The sequence below is a fragment of the Caulobacter sp. FWC2 genome, assembly GCF_002742625.1.
GTDB lineage: Bacteria > Pseudomonadota > Alphaproteobacteria > Caulobacterales > Caulobacteraceae > Caulobacter.
In genome coordinates this window covers 1,925,903-1,946,419 of record NZ_PEBF01000001.1, presented here as the reverse complement: position 1 = coordinate 1,946,419, position 20,517 = coordinate 1,925,903, and the positions used below count along the sequence as shown (strand labels likewise).

19 protein-coding genes are annotated in these 20,517 nt (G+C 67.9%); 3 read left to right on the top strand and 16 right to left on the bottom strand.

The features are described from left to right. Window positions 1-38: 38 nt before the first annotated feature. The 9 genes from CSW62_RS09495 to CSW62_RS09455 form a co-directional block, all read right to left on the bottom strand. The gene (locus CSW62_RS09495) at window positions 39-1,316 is read right to left on the bottom strand and encodes an RsmB/NOP family class I SAM-dependent RNA methyltransferase (protein WP_099577181.1); all 1,278 of its coding nucleotides are present in this window, start codon (window positions 1,314-1,316) and stop codon (window positions 39-41) included. Further along, a complete protein-coding gene (locus CSW62_RS09490; protein WP_099577179.1) occupies window positions 1,316-1,711 on the bottom strand; it encodes an MAPEG family protein in 396 nt (131 codons plus the stop codon). Before CSW62_RS09490 ends, CSW62_RS09495 begins: the two co-directional genes overlap by 1 nt. Before the next feature lie 3 nt (window positions 1,712-1,714). Continuing rightward, on the bottom strand, window positions 1,715-3,178 hold the full coding sequence (guaB, locus tag CSW62_RS09485) for an IMP dehydrogenase (protein WP_099577177.1): 1,464 nt from the start codon (window positions 3,176-3,178) through the stop codon (window positions 1,715-1,717). A gap of 91 nt (window positions 3,179-3,269) precedes the next feature. After that, entirely contained in the window at window positions 3,270-3,641 is a 372-nt protein-coding gene (locus tag CSW62_RS09480; protein WP_099577175.1) for a type II toxin-antitoxin system VapC family toxin, read from the bottom strand. Further along, window positions 3,638-3,823 carry a type II toxin-antitoxin system VapB family antitoxin gene (locus CSW62_RS09475; RefSeq protein ID WP_233206642.1) on the bottom strand — a complete coding sequence of 62 codons (186 nt, stop codon included), beginning with the start codon at window positions 3,821-3,823 and terminating at the stop codon, window positions 3,638-3,640. The genes CSW62_RS09480 and CSW62_RS09475 overlap by 4 nt, the downstream gene beginning before the upstream one ends. Window positions 3,824-3,929: 106 nt before the next feature. Further along, window positions 3,930-4,127 (bottom strand): hypothetical protein, encoded by a 198-nt coding sequence (locus tag CSW62_RS09470; protein ID WP_099577171.1) that lies wholly within the window; start codon window positions 4,125-4,127, stop codon window positions 3,930-3,932. Between the two features lie 147 nt (window positions 4,128-4,274). Continuing rightward, complete coding sequence (locus CSW62_RS09465; RefSeq protein WP_099577169.1) at window positions 4,275-5,321, bottom strand: TrkA family potassium uptake protein; 1,047 nt, start codon at window positions 5,319-5,321, stop codon at window positions 4,275-4,277. Next, window positions 5,318-6,028, bottom strand: coding sequence for an RlmE family RNA methyltransferase (locus tag CSW62_RS09460; RefSeq protein WP_099577167.1), 711 nt, complete (start codon window positions 6,026-6,028; stop codon window positions 5,318-5,320). Before CSW62_RS09460 ends, CSW62_RS09465 begins: the two co-directional genes overlap by 4 nt. Continuing rightward, a complete protein-coding gene (locus CSW62_RS09455; protein ID WP_099577165.1) occupies window positions 6,025-7,134 on the bottom strand; it encodes a Ppx/GppA phosphatase family protein in 1,110 nt (369 codons plus the stop codon). The genes CSW62_RS09460 and CSW62_RS09455 overlap by 4 nt, the downstream gene beginning before the upstream one ends. Window positions 7,135-7,297: 163 nt before the next feature. Here CSW62_RS09455 and hspQ point away from each other — a divergent pair, with 163 nt between their 5' ends. Together hspQ and phhA are read left to right on the top strand one after the other, a co-directional pair. Continuing rightward, window positions 7,298-7,627 (top strand): heat shock protein HspQ, encoded by a 330-nt coding sequence (gene hspQ, locus CSW62_RS09450; RefSeq protein ID WP_099577162.1) that lies wholly within the window; start codon window positions 7,298-7,300, stop codon window positions 7,625-7,627. 81 nt (window positions 7,628-7,708) lie between these two features. Continuing rightward, the gene (gene phhA, locus CSW62_RS09445) at window positions 7,709-8,593 is read left to right on the top strand and encodes a phenylalanine 4-monooxygenase (protein WP_099577160.1); all 885 of its coding nucleotides are present in this window, start codon (window positions 7,709-7,711) and stop codon (window positions 8,591-8,593) included. Here phhA and CSW62_RS09440 read toward each other — a convergent pair. After that, window positions 8,548-9,765, bottom strand: a complete 1,218-nt coding sequence (locus tag CSW62_RS09440) for an acyltransferase family protein (RefSeq protein WP_099577158.1) — start codon at window positions 9,763-9,765, stop codon at window positions 8,548-8,550. The two genes, phhA and CSW62_RS09440, sit on opposite strands and share 46 nt — an antisense overlap. Window positions 9,766-9,900: 135 nt before the next feature. Here CSW62_RS09440 and CSW62_RS09435 point away from each other — a divergent pair, with 135 nt between their 5' ends. Beyond that, the gene (locus CSW62_RS09435) at window positions 9,901-10,701 is read left to right on the top strand and encodes a LytTR family DNA-binding domain-containing protein (RefSeq protein ID WP_233206641.1); all 801 of its coding nucleotides are present in this window, start codon (window positions 9,901-9,903) and stop codon (window positions 10,699-10,701) included. Here CSW62_RS09435 and CSW62_RS09430 read toward each other — a convergent pair. The 6 genes from CSW62_RS09430 to CSW62_RS09405 form a co-directional block, all read right to left on the bottom strand. Further along, entirely contained in the window at window positions 10,698-11,198 is a 501-nt protein-coding gene (locus CSW62_RS09430) for a GNAT family N-acetyltransferase (protein WP_099577154.1), read from the bottom strand. The two genes, CSW62_RS09435 and CSW62_RS09430, sit on opposite strands and share 4 nt — an antisense overlap. Continuing rightward, window positions 11,195-12,535 (bottom strand): N-succinylarginine dihydrolase, encoded by a 1,341-nt coding sequence (gene astB / locus CSW62_RS09425; protein ID WP_099577152.1) that lies wholly within the window; start codon window positions 12,533-12,535, stop codon window positions 11,195-11,197. The genes CSW62_RS09430 and astB overlap by 4 nt, the downstream gene beginning before the upstream one ends. Beyond that, complete coding sequence (astD, locus tag CSW62_RS09420; protein ID WP_099577150.1) at window positions 12,532-13,983, bottom strand: succinylglutamate-semialdehyde dehydrogenase; 1,452 nt, start codon at window positions 13,981-13,983, stop codon at window positions 12,532-12,534. Before astD ends, astB begins: the two co-directional genes overlap by 4 nt. Next, window positions 13,980-14,984 carry an arginine N-succinyltransferase gene (locus tag CSW62_RS09415; RefSeq protein WP_099577148.1) on the bottom strand — a complete coding sequence of 335 codons (1,005 nt, stop codon included), beginning with the start codon at window positions 14,982-14,984 and terminating at the stop codon, window positions 13,980-13,982. Before CSW62_RS09415 ends, astD begins: the two co-directional genes overlap by 4 nt. Continuing rightward, window positions 14,985-16,241, bottom strand: a complete 1,257-nt coding sequence (locus CSW62_RS09410) for a hydrolase (protein WP_099577146.1) — start codon at window positions 16,239-16,241, stop codon at window positions 14,985-14,987. A gap of 100 nt (window positions 16,242-16,341) precedes the next feature. Beyond that, window positions 16,342-20,472 (bottom strand): translocation/assembly module TamB domain-containing protein, encoded by a 4,131-nt coding sequence (locus tag CSW62_RS09405; protein WP_199170717.1) that lies wholly within the window; start codon window positions 20,470-20,472, stop codon window positions 16,342-16,344. Window positions 20,473-20,517 lie beyond the last annotated feature (45 nt).

Genomic DNA, 20,517 nt, shown 5'->3' with positions numbered 1-20,517 from the left:
AAGTCTCCAGCGGTCTTCGTTTCAATCGGGGCGTCAGGTCAGGGCGTATAGGACGATCGCTCCAGCACGGCGGCGAAGAAGCCGTCCGTTCCGGCGCGGTGAGGGGTCAGGCGCAGATAGCCTTCGGGCGTGACGTGGTCGACGCCTTCCAGGGCGATCGGCTTCACGGTGAATTCTGGGTGGCGATCGAGGAAGCCGGCGACGCGATCCTCGTTCTCGTCGACCAGCAGCGAGCAGGTCACATAAACCATGCGTCCGCCCGCCTTCACGAAGGTCGAGGCGTCTTCCAGCACGCTGTCCTGCTCGATCTGGCGCTTGGCCAGTTGGTCGGGCGACAGCCGCCACTTGGCGTCGGGATGGCGGCGCCAGGTGCCCGAGCCGGTGCAGGGCGCGTCGACAAAGACCACATCGATCTTGCCTTCCAGCCCCTTCAAGGGCGTGGCCTCGATCGGCGAGCGGATCTGCAGGTTGCGGACCCCTGCCCTCTGGCCGCGCCGGATGCAGTCGGCCAGGCGGCGGGCGTCGCTGTCGTGGGCGAATATCTGGCCGGTATTGCCCATGGCCGCGGCGAGCGCGAGGGTCTTGCCGCCGCCGCCAGCGCAGAAGTCCAGCACCTGCTTGCCCTTGACCTCGCCGGCCACGGCGGCGGCGATCTGGGAGCCCAGGTCCTGGACCTCGAACCAGCCCTTGGAGAACGCCGGCACCGCTTCGACCGACGGCGTGCGGTCGGCGGCGGCGGGCGCGGGGATGCGGAAGGCGTTGGGCAGGATCCCCGCCGGCGCGGCATGGATCGGCGCCAGGGCCTTGGCGGCGCGCTCTGGGTCGGTCTTCAGAGTGTTGACCCGCAGGTCGACCGGTGCGCGCTCGGACAGCGCCTGCATCTCGACCGCCTGATCGGCGCCGAAAGCCCTGACCAGGCGCTCTTCCAGCCAGTCGGGATAGTCGCCCGCCACCGGGGGCGGAGCAGCGTCCAGCGTGATCGGGCTCGCCAGGCGCTCACGCTCGCCGTCGGTCAGGGCGCCGAAGCCGTGTTCTTCCGAGGCCGCCTCGGAGATCCGCTCAGGCGTCCATTTCCAGGTGATGGCCAGGACGCCCAGCACGACGCCGCGGGCGGCCGCATCACCCATCATCCAGCCCAGCGAACGCTTGCGGCGCAGGGCGTCCAGGACAAGACCCGACACGAAGGCGCGATCCTTTGAGCCTGCGTAGCGCGCGGTCTCACCCCAACGCTTCAAGGCCATCTTCGAGGGAAAATGCCGCGTCTCGATCTCGGTCAAAACCTCGATCGCTGCCGAAACCCGTCCGCCGTCGCGCATCAGACCACCAGGGCCGCGAGCAGCATCAAGATCCCGACCATCGAGGCGACCCAGGTCAGGCTGCGCACATAGGGCACGCCGAAGGCATAGAGCGGGATATAGACGGCGCGCGCCGCCACATAGATCAGCGCGCCCAGCGAGGTGAGCTCGCCCAGGCGACCGCCGAGATAGTCGACCAGCACCAGGGCCGCGAAGAACGGGAAGGTCTCGCGGAAATTGGCGAAGGCGCGTTCCAGGCGCCCCGCGACGCCGGTCAGCACGACCGGCTCGTCGCGGGGGCCCGCATTCCACTTCAGGCCACGCTGGGGCTGGGCGGCCGCGGCCGCCCACAGCAGGTGGACGATCCCGATCAGGACCGCCGCCGCCAGCATCTGCAGCTCGAAGGCCATCCGCATCGCCTAGACCGCGCTCGGATAGTTCGGGGCTTCGCGGGTGATCATCACGTCGTGGACGTGGCTTTCACGCAGGCCCGCGCCCGTGATGCGCACGAACTTGGCGCGCTTCTGCAGCTCGGGGATGGTCGGCGCGCCGACATAGCCCATGGCTGCGCGGAGACCGCCGACCAGTTGGTGCAGCACCGGCGAGATCGGTCCCTTGAACGGGGTCTGACCCTCGATGCCTTCCGGCACGAGCTTGAAGCTGTCCGTCACTTCCTTCTGGAAATAGCGATCCGCCGAGCCCCGGGCCATGGCGCCCACCGAGCCCATGCCGCGATAGCTCTTGTACGAGCGCCCCTGGTACAGGAACACCTCGCCCGGCGCCTCTTCGGTGCCGGCGAACATCGAGCCCATCATGGCGGTCGAGGCCCCGGCGGCGATGGCCTTGGCCAGGTCGCCCGAGTACTTGATGCCGCCGTCTGCGATGATCGGGGTGTTGCTCTCGCGGCCGGCGCGCACGGCTTCCATGATCGCGGTCAGCTGCGGCACGCCCACGCCCGCGACGATGCGGGTGGTGCAGATCGAGCCCGGACCGATGCCCACCTTCACCGCGTCGGCGCCGGCGTCGATCAGGGCGCGGGCGGCGTCGTAGGTGGCGATGTTGCCGGCCACGATCTGGACGCGGTTAGCCTCGCGCTTGAGGCGCGAGACGGCCTGGGCGACCTGGCTCGAGTGGCCGTGGGCGGTGTCGATGACGACGACGTCGACGCCAGCGTCCACCAGCCCCATCGAGCGCTCAAAGCCGGCGTCGCCGACGGTCGAGGCCGCGCCGACCAGCAGGCGACCCTTGTCGTCCTTGGCGGCCAGCGGGTGAGCCTGGGCCTTCTCGATATCCTTCACCGTGATCAGGCCGACGGCGCGATAGGCCTCGTCGACGACGATCAGGCGTTCGATCTTGTGCTTGCGGAGCAGCTCGCGAGCTTCCGCCTGGTCGACACCCTCGCCGACCGTGATCAGGCCCTCGCGGGTCATGATCGCCGAGGCCGGAACATTGGCGTCGCCTTCGAAGCGCATGTCGCGGTTGGTGACGATGCCGACCAGCTTGCCAGTGCCGCGTTCGACCACCGGGAAGCCCGAGATCTTGCGGCGGGCCGTGATCTCGCGGATCTCGGCCAGGGTGGTGTCGGGGTTGATGGTCAGCGGATTGATGACCATGCCGCTTTCGTAACGCTTGACCTCGCGCACCTGGTCGGCCTGCTCCTCGTTGGTGAGGTTGCGGTGCAGGATGCCCATGCCGCCGGCCTGCGCCATGGCGATGGCGAGTCGGCTTTCGGTCACCGTGTCCATGGCGGCGGACACGAGCGGTATGTTCAGACTGATTTCACGCGTGAACCGGGTCTCGGTCGTCACCTGGGTAGGCATGACGTCGGACGGGCCGGGTTCGAGCAAAACGTCGTCGAAGGTGAGCCCTTCGCGAATCTCCATCGGAGTCTCCATTTTGCGGCGCGTATGTAGCCGCGAGGCCGCCGGTTGTCGACCCGTTGAGCGCGCCTTCTTCGGCAAATTGTGCGCTGCGTCAGGCTGCGGGGTCCGCGCGCAGGTCGAGGCGCTCGGCGACGGCGGCCAGGCGCTGGTCGCGAGTCCAGACCTTGGCGCCCGCAGTCAGCCTGGCGCTGGCCAGCAAATGGACATCGATATAGCCGACTCCAAGGCCAGGAAGACCGTTGGCTTCGATGAAGCCCAGAACCTCGTCGTCGGTCGCGAGCACGGCGCGCGGCATTTGTCGCAATGACTCGAGCACCACGGGCCGGTTGCGCAGATTGCCTAGCGCCAGTTCGCCAACAACAAAGGGATGAGCCAGAACCCCTGCTTCACCTAGCAGCCGCACCAGCGCTGCATTCGTGGTTCGCAGGTGGTCGACCCAAATGGATGTGTCGACCAGGATCACGCCGGTTCGAGACGCCGACGCGGAATGTCCTTCAGGTCGGGTTCACTGCCGCCGAGCAAAGCCAGGCGGCGCGCGCTCTCCCGTTCGACCAGAGCCTTGAGTGCTTCACGCACAAGAGCCGTCTTTTCCTCGATCCCGGTCAGGGCCATCGCCCGTTCCAGCAGATCGTCGTCGAGCGCCAATGTCGTCCTCATGCCGCACCTCCTTGCGGCACGAAATTTAGCATCGAATGATGCCGATATCCATGCAGGAAGGGCGGCGACGTCAGGAACGCCGCCGCTCCGAATTCTAGACCGGCTTGGCGCCCGGCGTGCCGCACTTGGCGAACTTGCCCTTGGCGTCCTTGCACTTGGTCGGCTTGGCCGGCGCGGCGGCCGGGCACTTGGTGAACTTACCCTTGGCGTCCTTGCAGGGGGCGGCGGAGGCCACGCTGGCGCCCGACAGGGCGATGGCAAAGGCGGCGACGATGCTCAGGGACTTCAACATGGGTAGCCTCTTGATGGACGCGAAACGCGCATTTCAGACGCTCGTGCGGAGGCCGACCGCTGACAAGAGGGAGAATTGTAAATTTCCCTGTTTATTCAGTCATTTAAGATTGCTTTCGCGACATTCGCAATCCAGGCGATAGCGACTTCAGTCGGCGAGGGCCGAAAGACCCACACGGCCCAGCTTCGAGACGATCGAGACACCGTCGCCGGCATGGATGAGATCATCCGGCTTTGGGGCGTCGACCACGCGCCCATCGACGCGGTCGATTCGAACCACGAGCAGCCCACCGCCACGACGCTCGAACTCCCCGACGGTCACGCGCCGCCCCGCGAAGGACGCGGGCGCGGTCACCACGCCGAGATCCAGGCCCAGGGCGGCCAAGTGCGTCTCCTGCTTACCCGTGTCGGAATGGGCTCCACGCAGAAAGCTGGCCAGCCTCGGGTAGAGGATGATCTCGGCGATCCGTTCCGCGCCGATATGGGTGGGCATGACCACCTTGTCAGCGCCGGCCTGGATCAGCTTGCGCTCGGTCGTCGGGCGCTCGCCGCGGGCGATGATCTCGAGCTTGGGATTGAGGCTGCGGGCCGACAGGGTGATGAACACGTTGGCCGCGTCGTCTGGCAGGACCGTGGCAAGAACCTTGGCCCTCTCGACACGCATCGCGCGCAGGACGTCCTCGTCGGTCGCATCGGCGTGACGGCAGAGATAGCCGAGATCCCGCGCTTCCTGACAGCGCGCCTCGTCGCGCTCCACGACCACGAACGTCTCGCCCGCCGAGGCCAGCTCGCCGGCCAGCATCAGCCCGATGCGGCCAAAGCCGCAGATGATGATGTGGCCCTCGAGCCGGTCGATGTCGCGTTCCACGCGCTTTCCGAAGAACTGTTCGAGTTGAGACTGGGTCAGCGCCTGAACCAGCGAACCGGTGACCACGATCACCCCTGTGCACCCGAACACCATCGTGGCCATGGTGATAAGGTGCAAGTAGCCGGTGTCGATCGGCCTGACTTCGCCGTAGCCTACCGTGAAAATGGTCAGAGTGACCATGTAGATGGCGTCGTCGAACGACCAGCCGGCGCTCAGATAGCCGACGATGGCGAAGAGACCGACCAGAAGAACGAAAGCGACCGAGATCGCCAGATTGCGGAACGGCCGGGCGACCAGCGCCCCGATCGCGCCCCCCGGTCGGCTCACCGCCCCTTAAACCCCGTCGCGACCAGGAAGACCTCCGAGCTGTCGGCGCGGCTGGCCTTGGGCTTGAAGTGCTGGACCTTGTCGAAGTGGCGCTTGAGACGCCCGATGACCTCGGCGGTTTCGCCGCCCTGGAAGGCCTTGGCGACAAAGGCGCCGCCCGGCTTCAGGACGTCGATGGCGAACTCGGCGGCGATCTCGATCAGGCCGACGATGCGCAGGTGGTCTGTCTCGCGGTGCCCGACGGTATTGGGCGCCATGTCGGACAGCACGACGTCCGGCGCGCCGTCCAGAAGCTCCAGGAGCTTGCCGGGCGCGTCGTCGGCGGTGAAATCCATTTCCAGCAGGTGGGCAGGCGCCACCGGATCGACGGGCAGAAGATCGATGCCGGCCAGTTGGGTCACGCCGCGCTCGACGGCGATCTGCAGCCAGCCGCCCGGCGCGCAGCCCAGGTCGATGACCTTGGCGCCCTTGTGGAAGAAGCGGAACTTGTCGTCGATCTCGCTGATCTTGAACGCCGCGCGGCTGCGATAGCCTAAAGCGCGGGCCTTGGCCGAGAACGGATCGTTGATCTGGCGCTCCAGCCAAGCCTGCTGGCTGGGCGTGCGGCCATAGGCCGTCTTCAGGCGCGCGGGCTTGGCGCGGCCGCCTTCGGTGCCGCCGGCCGGCGGCTTGACCATGCGCTTGCGGGGGGGCTCTTCATCGCTCATGCGGCTACCGGCTTCTTGGACGATCCGCCGCGACGACGCCGACGCGGGCGCTTCTGCTGGTCGGACATCAGGGACATCAGAAGGCCCTCTCTAAGGCCTCGGTCGGCGACACGCACGCGCGAACATGGCCACAGCTCCTGAACGGCCTGCAGAATAGCCGCCCCCGCGAGCACAAGATCGGCTCGATCCGCGCCGATGCACGGCTCCAGCGCCCGCTCGGCGGCGGTCAGGCCCTGCAGCCGCTCGGACGCCGCATCGCAGTCGGCGCGGTCCATCCAGAGACCGTCGACGATGTTGCGGTCATAGCGCGGCAGGCCCAGGTGAAGGCCCGCCAGGCTGGTGATGGCGCCAGAGGTGCCTATCAGGTGCGCCCTGCCCTCGGCGAAGATCTCGCGCATCGGCTCGGCGTGCGGGAACGCCTCGATGCGAGCCTTCACATCGTCGACCATGGCCCGGAACCAGCCTTCGTCGGCGCGCTCGCCCTCGGGGAAGCGCTCGGCCAGGGTGACGACGCCCACCGGAATCGACAGCCAGGCCTTGATCGGCAGCTTCCAGGCGGCGAACTGACGCGGCTTGGCGTCCAGCCCGCCCGCCTTCAGGTCGACCCAGGAGAGTTCGGTCGAGCCCCCGCCGACATCGACCACCAGGGCCGCGTCCTGCTCGCGGTCGAACAGGCTCATACAGCCGGCGACCGACAGCTGGGCTTCCTCGCGCGGGCTGATGATCTGCAGCTTGAGGCCGGTTTCTTCCTGCACGCGCCTGACGAAGTCGGGGCCATTGGTCGCACCCCGACAGGCCTGGGTCGCCACGGCTTTCACGCGGATGGCCTTGCGGCGGCGAATCTTCTCGGCGCAGACCTTCAGGGCCGCCAGCGAACGCTCCATGGCGGCCTCTGACAGCTGACCGGTCTGCGACAGACCCTCCCCCAGACGCACGATACGGGAATAGGCCTCGACGACGCGGAACCCGCGCGGCGTGGGCGTGGCCACCAGAAGGCGGCAGTTGTTGGTCCCCAGGTCGAGCGCCGCGTAACAAGCGACGGACTCCTCCTGAGACCTCCGGCGCCGGCCTTGTGGCGCGCCGGGCGCACGCGGCGCCTCCGACATGGTCTCTACTACCTGTCTCGCAGGTGTTCGCGAACGGTCGCGAAACCTCACTTCGACTCGACCATAACATGGGACTCGCCCACTGGAAGGCGCCCGCTTGTGTTCCGCGTGCTGACCTCTACGTTCAGGATTCAGTCAGGTCCGCCCGGCTATTCCTAAACCCATGAACTCGAGACTCGCCAAATTCGCGATCGGACAGGTCGTCAGGCACCGCATCTTCCCGTTCCGGGGCGTGGTGTTCGACGTCGACCCTGTGTTCGCCAATACCGACGAGTGGTGGGAGTCCATCCCCGAGGATATCCGGCCGACCAAGGACCAGCCGTTCTACCACCTGCTGGCCGAGAACGAGGACAACAGCTACGTCGCCTATGTGTCGGAGCAGAACCTGCTGCCCGACGACAGCGGCGAGCCCGTCGGCCACCCGCAGACCGCGGTGATATTCGAGTCGTTCGATCATGGGCTTTACAAGCTTCGGCCTCGAATTTCCCACTAGGCGGCACGCTTCTCCGCCGAACAGCGTTTTTATGGCAAACTCCGAACAGCATTTGCCAGATCCGGGGCGTAGCGTCGCCGCATGAGCGGAGATGGCTTTAGCAACGGACCGCCCCCGGGCGCGCGTCCCGACTGGACGATCGACCAGGGCTGGGAAACCTATTCCCAGGCCGAGCACGACGTCTGGATCACCCTGTACGAACGCCAGGCCGACATGCTGCACGGCCGGGCCTGTGACGCGTTCATGCGCGGCCTCGACGCTCTGGACCTGCACCGCACCGGCATTCCCGACTTCAAGCGCATCAACGAGGAACTCCAGCGCCTGACCGGCTGGAGCGTGGTCGCCGTGCCGGGCCTGGTGCCCGACGACGTGTTCTTCGATCACCTGGCCAATCGCCGTTTCCCGGCCGGCCAGTTCATCCGCAAGCCGCACGAACTGGACTATCTGCAGGAGCCGGACATCTTCCACGATGTCTTCGGCCACGTGCCGATGCTGACCGACCCGGTGTTCGCCGATTACATGCAGGCCTATGGCCAGGGCGGCCAGCGGGCGCTGGGCCTGGGGCGCCTGACCAACCTCGCCCGCCTCTACTGGTACACGGTTGAGTTCGGCCTGATGAACACGCCCGCGGGCCTGCGGATCTATGGGGCCGGTATCGTTTCGTCGCGGGCGGAGTCGATCTTCGCGCTCGATGATCCCTCGCCCAACCGCATCGGCTTCGACCTGGAGCGGGTCATGCGCACCAACTACCGGATCGACGACTTCCAGCAGGCCTATTTCGTGATCGACTCGATCCAGACCTTGCAGGCGGTGACACTGCGTGACTTCAGCGGGCTCTATGAGCGGCTGGCTGGCGCGGGAGAGATCGGTGTCGCCGAGATCCTTCCCAGCGACACCGTCATAACGCGCGGCACCCAGGCCTATGCGAGGGCCGGCGGGCGCTTGGCTTCGACCCCAGAGGGCTGACCCTTCAGGCCGAACAGGATCCGCACACCCGGGATGCGCCGCACGATCTCGTAGGTTGCGAAGCAACCGGTGAAGGTCGCCACGACTAGGATCGCGCCTTCCAGGCCTTGAGGCAGGCCCAGCTTGGCCAGGTGGTGGGCCAGGACCACGGTGATGGTCTGGTGCACCAGGTAAAACGGGAAGACGCCCAGGGTCAGGTAGCGCAGCGCCGGGCCGCCCTTGTTGGCCAGATGCTTGGCCCCGAAGCCCAGGATCGCGATGATGGCGCACCAGGTGTCGGTGGCGAAGACGAAGCGCATCAGCAGCTTCAGCTGCGGTGGCGGGACGGCGCTGTCGCTGCGATAGGTCCAGACATAGACACTCCAGCCCGCCCACGCGGCGATCGCAATGATCAGGGCCGGCCAGCGCATGGCGGTCAGGCGGTCGCGCAGCACCTCGGACTTGGCCAGGCCGAACCCCAGCAGGAAGGCGCTGAACGAGACGGCGTGGACATAGTGGTCGCCGACCAGCGCATGGGTCTCGCCATACTTGGCGTAGAGCGTGGCGCGCAGCATCGCCAGGAACAGGATCGGCCAGGCGAACAGACCAACGCCCTTGAACGTCCACTCGGCGGCCTTCTGGATGTGCTGACCAGCCTTCTTCCAGACCAGCAGCATGACGGCCAGGACCAGGGTGTAGAACAATAGATAAGCCACGAACCACATGTGGTTCCAGGTCGGGGTGGTCAGGCACTCTCCGTTCATCCCGCACCAGCGCCCCGATGCGGTGACGTAGCGGACCCAGAAATTGTCGACCGACAGGCCGCTGTTCGGATGCAGGGCCATGAACTCGACCACCTGGTAGTAGGACTGCGGCGGCACGATCACGAACATCGCGAACAGCAACGGCGGCAGCAGACGGGCGATCCGGGCCCAGGTGAGTTTCCCGACGGGCGTCTTGTCGGCCATGAACCGCGTCGCGGCGCCCGAGACCAGAAATAACAGGGTCAGGCGCCACGGATTGGTCAGCAGCATGTAGGGCATCAGGCCCTCGACGATATGCGGCGACTTCACGTGCCATTCCCAAGGCACGTAGAACATGCCGGTGTGGTAGAGGATCAGCAGGAAGAATGCGCCGACCCGGATCCAGTCGAGGTCGTAGCGCCGGTCGAGGGGTAAGGTAGTCGTGGTCATGAAGAGGCGTCCGGCTTGAAAAGCGATGCCAAGGACCTGACCCAGCGCGCCCCGTCCGGCCAAGTGTCCGGGGATCAGCGGTCGCTGGCTGGGACAAGCGGAAAAGCTCCAGGGACCAGCGGCGGGCTTTTCGGGATGACCGGCGAGGAGCGCCTGTGGCTCACCCGCGCCTGGATTCTCGGAGCCTGCCTGATCGCCGCGATCACGGTGGTCAACGTCCTGACCATCCAGCACGACGCGCCGCGACTGGGCGTGATCCGGCCCGCGATCTGGGAGGTCAGCAGCGCGCTGGTCACCATGGTCATCTTCGGCATTCCGGCCGCCATGGCTCTCTGGATGGTGCGGAAGCAACCGCGCTGGTGGCAAGCCGTCCCGGCGCACCTGGTCGCCGTGTTTGCCTATTCCGTCCTGCACGTCTCAAGCTTCGTGGCCCTGCGGAAGATCGGCCACGCCGTGCTCCTGCACGAGGGTTACGACTTCGGACCGCTCTCGACCGAATTTCCGTACGAGTTTCGCAAGGACATGGTGGCCTACGGCTTGGCCACGATCATCTATTGGCTGGCCCTGCAGCGCAGCGCGCAGGGGCCGCAACGCGCTCACACCCCCGCCCTGCCCGCTACGTTCGACATCCAGGATGGCGCGCGGCTGATCCGCGTACCCATCGCCGACATCGTCGCCGTGCGCTCCGCCGGCAACTACGTGGAGTTCGTCCTGGCTGACGAGCGCCGGCCTCTGATGCGTTCGTCGCTGAGCGCGGTGCTCGACGGTCTCTCGCCGCACGGCTTCGTGCGCTGCCACAAGTCCTGGCTGGTCAATAGCGCGCGGGTCACGGGGCTGAAGCCCGAGGGCTCCGGCGACTATGCCGTGGAGCTGGGCGCCCTGGAGGTCCCGCTTTCGCGGCGCTATCCCGAGGCCCTGGCGGCTTTGAAGAGCTAGAGCAACATCCCCATCAGGATGTCATCCTCGAACCGACCGTCCGGAAACCGGCCGCGCGCGACCTGCCGCCCCTCCTGCTGAAAGCCCAGACGCTCGTAGAGCCGGATGGCGTCCGGATTGCCCGCCCCGGCCGCGAGCTCGATGCGCAGCACCGGGGGGCTCATGGTGCGAGCCTCGGCGATCAAGGCCATGAAAAGCTTGAAGCCGATGCCCCGCCCTTGGTGATCCGGCAGGACCGCCACCGTCACGCCGCCCAGCACATGGGAGAAGAGCGCGATATGCTCACGGCGCGCGTGGATCTCGCCGCAGACGAGCCCTTCTTGATCGACCGCCACGAGGCAAACCCCGCCCGGCGTTTCGATCACGCCGCGAACATAGGCTTCCGTGATTTCGTCGGGCGTGCGCGCCAATCGCCCTGGCAGAACCGCCGCGGCTCTGTGCGTGGCCAGGATCCCGGAAGCGTCGTCGAGGCTCGCCTGCCGGATGGTGATGCTCATGACGCCCTCTGGAATGGATAGAAGTCTCCGCCAAGGTCCAGGATCTGGCTGAGTTCGTCCAGAGCCTCCCGACATTCGATCAACAGGTCGGGATCGGCCAGGTCCGCTGGGGCCAGGCGGTCGCGATAGCGGCGGGTGATCCAGTCGGCGAGCGTCGTGTGCAGACCCGGCGCGAAGCGTTGCGCCGGATTGGCCGCGTCCAGCTCGGCTTCGGTCAGCACCACCCGCAGACGCAGGCAGGCCGGACCGCCACCGTTGCGCATGCTCTGGCGGACATCGACATACTCCACGCGCCCGATCGGACCGTTGGACGAGGCCAGGCTCTGGGCCACGGCGAAGGCGCGCGGGTTGTCGCGCGTCTCGGCTGGCGCCAACAACACCAGGCGATCCTCGCCTGGGATGACGAGCAGCTGTGAATTGAACAGATAGCTGGCGACCAGATCGGCCATCGGAAGGTCGGCTTCCGAAATCTCGACGAAAGCCGGCTCGAACAGCCCCTCGGCGGCGGCGCGAACCTGGCGCTCCATCCCGCTGCGGTCCTCGAAAGCCAGCTCATGGAAGAACAGGCACTCGCGTGTGCCGACGCAGACCACGTCGTTGTGGAACGCCCCGCCCTCGATCGCCGCCCTGCCCTGTTGCGGGAAAACGGCCCGCGCCGCGCCGTGGCGGCGCTGAACGGCCTCGAAGGCCTCGCGAGTCTGGCGGGCCGGGAACTTGCCGTCCCAATGGCCCCAGGCCTCGCGCCCCCAGACGAAAAGGTTGACGCCCGGCGCGCCATGCTCGGCGCAGAGGCGGACATGATTGGCCGCGCCTTCGTCGGCGAAGTGGGGCTGGGCCGGCAGCGGGTCGTGAACGGCGAAGCGGGCTTCGTCGGGGAACAGGCGGCGCAGGGCGCGGGTGGTCTGCGGCCCTTCCAGGCTGCGATGCAGATTGGTCAGCAGGTTGGCCGGCGTGAAGTGAACGCGATCGTCGGCGGCATCGGCGCTGGGCGTCACGGTCGCGGCGTTGGCGGCCCACATCGGCGAGGCCGAGCAGGCGGCGGCGGCCAAGGCTGGCGCGTCCTTCCAGGCCCGTTCGATCACCGCCGCGTCCGAGCCGGAAAAGCCGAGCGACTTCAGCAGGCTTACAGCGGGCCGCTGATGCGGCGGCAGCACAAATTGCGGGAGACCCATGTCCGACAACCGGCGCATTTTCGAAAGGCCTTCCAGCGCCGCGCCGCGCGGGTTCGAGAGCTCGCCGGCGTTCCTCTGGCTGGCTAGGTTGCCGGGCGATAGGCCGACATAGCTGTGGGTCGGCCCGACCAGACCATCGCAATTGGCCTCGACCGCCAGGCTCATCCGCGCAGCCCCTTGATGTCCCTCAGGGTGTCGGTGATCGCCGGCGCCTCGAAACTGGCGACCGGATAGGCGCAGTAGTCGGCGGCGTAGTAGGCGCTGGGCCTGTGGTTGCCCGAAGCCCCGAGCCCGCCAAAGGGCATAGACCCCGCCGCGCCTGTCGTCGGGCGGTTCCAGTTCACCACGCCCGCGCGGATGCGGTTCAGGAACTGATCCCAACGCTTTGAGTGATTTGAGATAAGCCCCGCCGACAAGCCGTAGCGCGTGGCGTTGGCGGCCTTCAGCGCATCGTCGAAGCTGGACACGCGGCGCACCTGCAGCCACGGGGCGAACAGCTCCTCGTCGGGCGTGTCGACGCCGGTGACATCGACGATCCCCGGCGTCACGAAGGCCTCGCTGAGCCCCTCGACCGGCCCCAGCGCGCGGATGCGCTCCCCGCCCATCGTGTCGGCGATCGCGCGGGCGGCCGTAGCGGCGCGGGCAGAGATCAGCGGCCCCATGAAGGCCTCCCCCTCCCCATTCCACGGTCCAATCGACAGTCGGTCGGCAAGCGTCGCCGTCGCCTCGATCACCTTTCGGCCAAAGGCGTCGTCAGGCAAGATCAGCCGCCGGGCGCACGAGCAGCGCTGGCCCGTGGTGATGAAGGCCGACTGCACGACCAGCGCCGCCACGGCCTCGGCGTCATCGGCGTCCCAGACGATCAGGGGATTGTTGCCGCCCAGCTCCAGGGCCAGGATCACGTCCGGCCGATCGGCGAAGTGACGACGGAAGAAGGTCCCGGCGGCGGCCGAGCCGGTGAACAGCAGGCCGTCGATCTCCTGGTTGATCAACGCCTGGCCGGTCTCTCGGCCGCCCTGGACCAGATTGACCACGCCCGCCGGCACGCCGGCCGCTTCCAGCGCCTCGACCATCACTTGGCCAGCCAGGGGCGTCTCTTCCGAGGGCTTGAACACCACGGTGTCGCCCGCCAGCAGGGCCGGCACGATATGACCGTTGGGCAGATGGCCCGGGAAGTTAAACGGTCCCAGCACCGCCATGACCCCATGCGCGCGATGGCGCAGCACGGCGCGACCGAACGGCATGGCGTTCTCGGTGACGCCCGTGCGCTCGTCATAGGCGCGGATCGAGAGGTCGACCTTGCCGGCCATCGAGCCCAGCTCGGCCTTGGTCTCCCACAGCGCCTTGCCCGTCTCGCGGCTCAGGGCCTCGGCGAAGGCGGCCGCGCGCTCGACCAGGATCTCCTTGTAGCGGCGCAGGATGGCGATCCGCTCGTCGCGAGGGCGATCGGCCCAGGCCGGGAAGGCTCGGCGGGCGGCGTCCACCGCTTCGGCGACGTCGGCTTGGTTCGCCGTCGCCTCGCGCCACACTGCCTCGCCGGTCGCCGGATCGGTCGAGACCAGCTCCGGGCCACGCCCCGAGCGCCACGTGCCGTCGATATAGAGCCCGCTCATGCCTTCACCCGCACCATGTCGCCTTCATGCACGCCGAGGGCCCAGGCTGCCTCTCGCCCCAGGATCGCGCTGTCGCCGTCGACCAGCACCGGCGCGCGCACGGCCCGGAAGCGGGCCAAGGCGCCGGTGGAGACCAGGGCCTCCTCGCCGAAGGCGTCCTCCCCGATCTTCACCCGCAGGCTGCGCGCATCGCGCACCGTCTTGATGTCGTCGCGGCGCGCGGCCACCGTCGGCCCGGCGTCGAAGATGTCGATCAGGCCTTGGTAACGGAAGCCCTCGGTCTCCAGCATGGCCCGCGCCGCCTCGCCTTCGCGGTGAACGCGGCCTAGCACCGCGCTGGCCGCATCGGGCAGAAGCTCGGCATAGATCGGATGCCGGGGCGCCAGGTCGAGGATGAACTGACCGTCTGTCGAGGCGCTCATCATGTCGGCTTCGTCGAACTCCAGGCGGAAGAACTTGCTGGCCACGTGATCCCAGAACGGGCAGCCGCCATCCTCATCGAACCAGCCGCGCAGTTCGGCCAGCACCATCTCGGCGAAACGCTGGGGCTCCAGGCCGATCAGCATGTAGCGCGACTGGGCCAGTAGGCGCCCCGCCCCGCCCATGCGCCGCTCGGGGCGCAGGAACAGCGACCCCACCTCCGACCAACCGGCGCACTCGTTGACCAGCACCAGTGCCCGATGGTCGAAGCGCTTTTCCAGAGTCGGCGACGACTGGGCCAGGGTGACCACCCGGAACGAGAAGTGCGGCCGCTTAAGGCCCACACCCGCCTTGACCCCGGCGACGCCGATCACATCGTTGGCCTCCAGGTCCTCCAGCATCAGGGTGTACCAGGCCTCGGGCGGCGCGACGCCGGACTGGAAGCTGGCCTCGGACAAAGCCAGACGCGCGCGCAAGGTCGGCTCGTCCTCGGGCAGGCTGGTGAAGCCGCGCCCGGACAGCACGGCCAGCTCCATCAGGGCGTCGAAGTCGGCGGAGCCGGCGGGACGGACGACAAGCATTCAGTTCGGCTCCCCAAGGCTATCCATGGCCGCGCGAATCGCTCTGGCGTCGATCTCGCCGCTGGCCAGTTTCATCAGGATCAGGGCCGAGAGCTGGGCGCGCTCGACGAAGCTTTCGGGCCAGGCGTGCTCGGCCTCGCTGTGGATGTCGCCGCCGCGCACGCCCAGGGTGTCGACGTTCGGCAGGCCCGAGGCGAACAGGTTGTTGCCCTCGCAGACACCGCCGGAGGGCTTCCAGGCGATGTCCTGGCCCAGCAGCGCGCCGACATCCTTCACCGCGCCGAAAAGGCGCTGTTGCGCGGCGTTGAACGGCTTGGCGGCGCGGGTGATCAGGCCATGCAGGTGGGCGTGCAGGTCGTCGCCGATCTCGCTGACGATCCGCGCGACCTCGGCCTCGAACCAGGCGGCGGCCTGCGCTTCGGGGAAACGGACATTGAAGCGGACCACCGCCACGTCCGGCACCATGTTCAGCGGCGCCCCGCCGTCGATGCGGGCGACATTGACGGTAACGCCGTCGCGCTGGCCGTTCAGGCCGTGCAGCTTTTCGGCAACCCGCGCCGCGCCGATGATGGCGTTGCGGCCTGTGGCGAAGTCACGACCGGCATGGGCCGCGCGGCCGTGGATGACGATATGGAAATTGCCCGAGCCCTTGCGCGCCGAGGCCAGGGCCCCGTCGGCCAGGGCGGGTTCGTAGGTCAGGCCGACATGGCCGCGCCGCGCGAAGTCCGCCAGCACGGGCCCGGAGGCGATTGAGCCGATCTCCTCATCCGGCGACAGCAGAACGCGGTAGCCGACATTGTGTGAGGCCGGGTGGAGTTCGAACCCCTCTAGCGCCGCCAGCATGACCGAGATGCCGCCCTTCATGTCGGCGATGCCCGGGCCGTGCAGCGCGCCGTCGGGGCGGGTACGGACGACCTGGAACGGGCTCGTCTCAGGATAGACGGTGTCGTAGTGGCCAGTCAGCACGACCTGGACCGGCGCTTCAGGACGCACCACCACGGCCAGGGACGGCGGATGGTGGAATTCCGTCTCGCGGCCATCGGCGGTGATCTCGCGCGAGGGCGACAGCGGCATCTCGATCGGCGCGGCCGGCAGACGCGAGGCGGCGTCGAGCAGAACTTGCCGCTGACGCTCCAGTCCGACTAGGTGCCGGCTGCCGGAGTTTATGGCGCACCAGTCCACGGCGCGGTCGATGATCAGGCCGCCATCGCGGGCGATGTGATCCAGAACCGCGCGATCTTCTGAATTGAGTCGCATGAAAAGCCGGTCCTCCCTCAGTCACGGTAACCAAGGGCCGCAGGTAAATCGTGCTCACCTCCGCAGAGGAAACCGGTCACCCGCGCAACAGCCTTGCTGCTTAATAGTCCTTTCGCCAGCGGACGGAAAGCTTGGCGTCGTTCTGGCCGCCGATGCGCGAGACCAGCGACAGCGTCCGACGAACGCGCCACTCGACCTGGGCGGCGGGACCTTCGCGGCCGCCGCCGATGATCTCGACATAGACGTCGTCGGTCACGTACTTGCCGCCCGACACCGTCATGCCCGTGGCGCTTTCGGCGAAGGCCAGACGGTCCAGGCGCGCGAAGCTGCGCAGGTTTCCGATGACATCGAAGCCCCCGCCGCCCGCCAGCGACGCCAGCGCCGACGCCAGTTGCGCCGCTTCGATCGGCGACAGCTGCGCGGCCGAGGCGCCGAACAGCACCTGGCTAAGCACCTCGTCGCTGGGCAGCTCGGGCTTGGAGGTCAGGGTGATCTCCGGCTTGGCAGCCGTGCCCTGGATCTTGACCACCGCTGTCAGGGAGGTGTCCTCGCGCGTCGCTGAAAGGTCCAGGCGGATGCGATCCAGCTGGCTGGACAGATAGACCACGCCATCGTCGTCGAACTCAAACCGTTTGCCGGCGAAGTCGTACTCGCCGCGGACCATGCGGGCGACACCCGAAAGCTGCGGCGCCAGGGAGGTGCCGCCGACGTGGGCGGCCAAGGACAGTTCGACATCCAGGCCTCGGCCACGCACGAAGACCCGGCGGGGCGCCTTGAGGTCGAGGTCGAGGATCATGCCGCCGGTCGTCGCCCGGCGCTGAAGGCCCTGGTCGAAATCCTGCGGGCGATTGCGCTCGATCACGTCCATGGCCACCACGCCGGCCGGGGTCTTGCTCTGGGCCGAGACATCGGCGCGGTCGAGGGTCACCGTGCCCGTCAGCTTGATCTTGCCGTCGGCCGAACGGTTCACCGAGGCCTGACCGGTGGCGACCGCCGAGGCCAGATCGTTGTCGATCAGGCGGAAACTTTTCATGTCGAGCTTGAAGTTGCCGACGCCGTCGCGCGCCAGGCTGATCCGCCCCAGACCCGAGATCGTGCCGCCCTGCCCATCCTCGCCGATGGCCTGGCTGACATCGATAGCGTTGTCGGCCAGGGCCGTTCGCAGGACGACATTGCGCAGACGCAGGCCGGTCTGGCCGTCCTCGAAGCCGCCATTGTCGAGGGTGGCCGAGCCCAGCAGGCGCGGGTCGGCGAGCGTGCCGCCAATACTGCCCTGCAGGTTGATGCGACCCGAGAGCGAGCGGTCGGCTCCCATCAGCAGGTTCCACAGCGGCTTGATCTCGCCCTTGGCCGAGAACTGCCCCTGCACGCCGCGGGTCTTGTCGATCATCAGGCGCAGCGGTCGAGCCGAGGCTTCGACCGGCAGGACGAGGTTGGCGTCTGCTTTCAGGCCCAGGCTGTTGTCGCCGTCGGCGACGATGGTCAAATGCTTGTCGGTCAGGTCGCCGTGGATCTTGGCGTTCAGCGACTGATCGATCTTGGCGCCGCGCTCACGGGCGTTGGACAGCCGCATGGTGAAGTCGCCGCCCAGGCTGTCGCCCTGACCGCGCAGGTTGAACGAGCCGTCGATGTCGCCGTCGAGATCGGGGTTGAAAGCCGTGATGGCCACGCCCGCCAGTTCCGCCTTCAGCATGGCCGTCGCGCCGCCCAGGTCGGCGTCGATATCGGCGCGCCCCTTGTCGATGGCTAGGCGCAGGCGGGCCTGGGTCGGACCATCGCCGAACCGAACCTTGGCGGTCTCGCGAGTCTTGATCTCGGTGCGGCCCATCCGGCCGGCCGCGTCGAGGCTGAGGTCGTAGATCTTGCCATTCTGCGCCAAGGCGCCCGCGCCGCCGATGCGCCAGCGGCCGCCGGGCGCTTCGCCGCGCGCGTCGATCGACAGCGGCAGGCGGGCCAGCGGACCGTCCGCCTTGACCCGCGCCGAACGGACCTTCCACGCCCCGGTGGCGACGTCCTCGGCCGTCAGGTCCAGTGTCGCGCGCGCCCCGCCGCCGCCGGGCGCATCGACCAGCTTGGCCGTGCCCTTGACCTGGCCCTGGGGCAGGAAGGCGCCGGGACCGACGGCGACGGTCAGGTCGGCCGTAGCCGGCAGGCCGTCGCGCAGGCTCATCGCCCCCTTGGCCTTGGCGCCGCCGGCGTCGACGTCCAGTTCGCTGAGTTCGATACCGCCCGGCGAGAAGCGGAAGGCCGTCCGTCCGCGCGCCGGGCCGTAGCCGCTGTCGGCCTGTAGCGCCGCGACACCGTCGGTGGCGTTCGGGCCGCGCGCAAAGGTCAGGGTCAGGCGCGCCTTGGTCAGGGGCAGACTTGGCAGATCGATGCTGTCGAAGTCGGCGTTAAGTTCGGCCTTCGGGGCGGCCAGCGTGCCGCCGACATGACCATCGCCCGCCGCCTTGCCCGAGACTTCGACAGGACCCGCATTGAACGGCCCGGTGGCGGTCCAGTCGAGCTTGAAGTCCAGCTCCAACGCCTTGGCGACGGTCATCTTGCCCGAGGACCTCAGGCTGGCGTTTGCGCCGTCCAGCTTGGCGTCGGCGATGGCCAGAACGCCCTGGTTCCAGCTGGCCTTGCCGTTCAGACGCGGCGTCGCGCCCAGCAGGCGGTCAATCTCGGGATAGCCTGTGGCGAACCCCGCCGCGCGGCCGTCGACCGTGAAGCTCCAGGGGCGGTTGGCGATGCTGGAGGCCGTCCACTTGGTCGCGACAGAACCCTTCGCGCCCTGGCGCACGGGACCCATGCTGGCGACCTTGATGTCGCCGTCGAACGACAGGCCGCCCAGCGGTCCGCGCTCGCCCTTGCCGGTGACGATCAGGTTCGGAGCGTCGATCCGGGCTGACTTGATCAGGAACCGACCACCCTTCACCCGCGCGCCCTCGAACGACGCCTTCGGGCTGGGGCCGAGCAGGGCGAGAAGCCCCGTGCCGCCGCCGCCCGACGCGCTCGCCTGGGCCTTGATATCGAGTTCGCCCTTGGCCCAACGGACACTGGTCGGCCCCTTGGCGCGCTTGAGTCGGTAGCCCATCAGCTCCAAGTCGGCGACGTCGACATCGCCCTCGACCGAGAAACCGCCCTCCTCCAGCCGGAAGACGCCTTCGACCAGGCCTCGGCCCATCTGGGGAATGGTGACGATCCTTTTCAACGCCTCGATCTGGGCGCTGAAGGCCACACCGTCGGGACCCGTGCGCTTCTTGGCGAGATCCGCCAGGCCGTGGCCCCGCAGAGTCAGGTTCTGGGCGGTGATCGCTAGTTTCAGGTCCGACAACCCGTCCTGAGCCGTCTTCTTGCCATCGATCGTGAAGTTGGCTTCCGGCCCGAACATGTGGGCCAGACGCTCGGTCAGGGTCGAGGCCGTGAGGTCCACGCGGCCCTGCGCCGAACCGCCCTGCTCGGTCCAGGCCCCGTCGGCCTGCAGGGGCGTCGTCTGGCCCGATCGCGCCAGGACTTTGAAGGCCGCGCGGCTGGTCGTGCCGTCGGCCTTGGCCTTCAAGTCGAAGGTGCGGTTGGCTGGCAGGCCCAGCGCGCCCGCGATCGCGCCGCCATTGGCCTCGGTCGCATCGGCGATCAGGTGCAGGCTCTTGGAGCGGCCCAGGTCGAAATCGAGGCTCAGGTGATCGCCGACGTGCAGGCGCGAGGCGACGCCCAGTTTGCCCTTCTGCCCGCCCTGACGCGCCATCTCATAGGCGCCGGCTACGTCGAAGTCGCCGTCCTTGCCGCTGAAGGCCGGACGGGTGACAAGGCGGAATCTAAAGGCGTCGAGATCGACCGACACCGGCGCGGCGCCGGATTTCGGCCCCTTGGGCTCCATCGTCGGGCGGCGCAGAACGACCACATCCCGCGCATCGATGCTCTCGGCGTGGAAGCGGCGCCCAAACAGCTCGGTCGGCCTCCAGGCCACGTGCAGGTCGTGCGCCTCCAGCCAGACGCCCTTCTCATCGGAGATGGTCAGGCGGCGAACACCGAAATTCTTCCAGATGTCGCCCGACAGGCCCTCGATTTGCAGCTTGCCGATACGACCCAGTTTTAGCCCCGAGGCGCGGGCCTCCAGGAACATCCGCCCCTGCGGGGTGATGGGCGCCAGGCGCAGGCCACCGGCCATGACGATCAGGATTCCAGCCAGGATCGCCGCGGCGATCAGCACGACGCCGCCCCAGCCGATCTTTTTGGCGACTTCCACTGCGGCCTCGCCCGTCGCCTCCGCGGCGTGGACGACGGTCTCCGT

Excerpts from the sequence above, each read along its gene's own strand:
- CSW62_RS09415 (WP_099577148.1), bottom strand. The coding sequence starts at position 14,984 with ATGCTTGTCGTCCGTCCCGCCGGCTCCGCCGACTTCGACGCCCTGATG.
- CSW62_RS09410 (WP_099577146.1), bottom strand. The coding sequence starts at position 16,241 with ATGCGACTCAATTCAGAAGATCGCGCGGTTCTGGATCACATCGCCCGC.
- CSW62_RS09455 (WP_099577165.1), bottom strand. The coding sequence starts at position 7,134 with ATGTCGGAGGCGCCGCGTGCGCCCGGCGCGCCACAAGGCCGGCGCCGG.
- CSW62_RS09430 (WP_099577154.1), bottom strand. The coding sequence starts at position 11,198 with ATGAGCATCACCATCCGGCAGGCGAGCCTCGACGACGCTTCCGGGATC.
- hspQ (WP_099577162.1), top strand. The coding sequence starts at position 7,298 with ATGAACTCGAGACTCGCCAAATTCGCGATCGGACAGGTCGTCAGGCAC.
- CSW62_RS09440 (WP_099577158.1), bottom strand. The coding sequence starts at position 9,765 with ATGACCACGACTACCTTACCCCTCGACCGGCGCTACGACCTCGACTGG.
- astD (WP_099577150.1), bottom strand. The coding sequence starts at position 13,983 with ATGAGCGGGCTCTATATCGACGGCACGTGGCGCTCGGGGCGTGGCCCG.
- guaB (WP_099577177.1), bottom strand. The coding sequence starts at position 3,178 with ATGGAGATTCGCGAAGGGCTCACCTTCGACGACGTTTTGCTCGAACCC.
- CSW62_RS09495 (WP_099577181.1), bottom strand. The coding sequence starts at position 1,316 with ATGCGCGACGGCGGACGGGTTTCGGCAGCGATCGAGGTTTTGACCGAG.
- CSW62_RS09460 (WP_099577167.1), bottom strand. The coding sequence starts at position 6,028 with ATGAGCGATGAAGAGCCCCCCCGCAAGCGCATGGTCAAGCCGCCGGCC.
- CSW62_RS09435 (WP_233206641.1), top strand. The coding sequence starts at position 9,901 with ATGACCGGCGAGGAGCGCCTGTGGCTCACCCGCGCCTGGATTCTCGGA.
- CSW62_RS09490 (WP_099577179.1), bottom strand. The coding sequence starts at position 1,711 with ATGCGGATGGCCTTCGAGCTGCAGATGCTGGCGGCGGCGGTCCTGATC.
- phhA (WP_099577160.1), top strand. The coding sequence starts at position 7,709 with ATGAGCGGAGATGGCTTTAGCAACGGACCGCCCCCGGGCGCGCGTCCC.
- astB (WP_099577152.1), bottom strand. The coding sequence starts at position 12,535 with ATGAGCCTGGCGGTCGAGGCCAATTGCGATGGTCTGGTCGGGCCGACC.
- CSW62_RS09470 (WP_099577171.1), bottom strand. The coding sequence starts at position 4,127 with ATGTTGAAGTCCCTGAGCATCGTCGCCGCCTTTGCCATCGCCCTGTCG.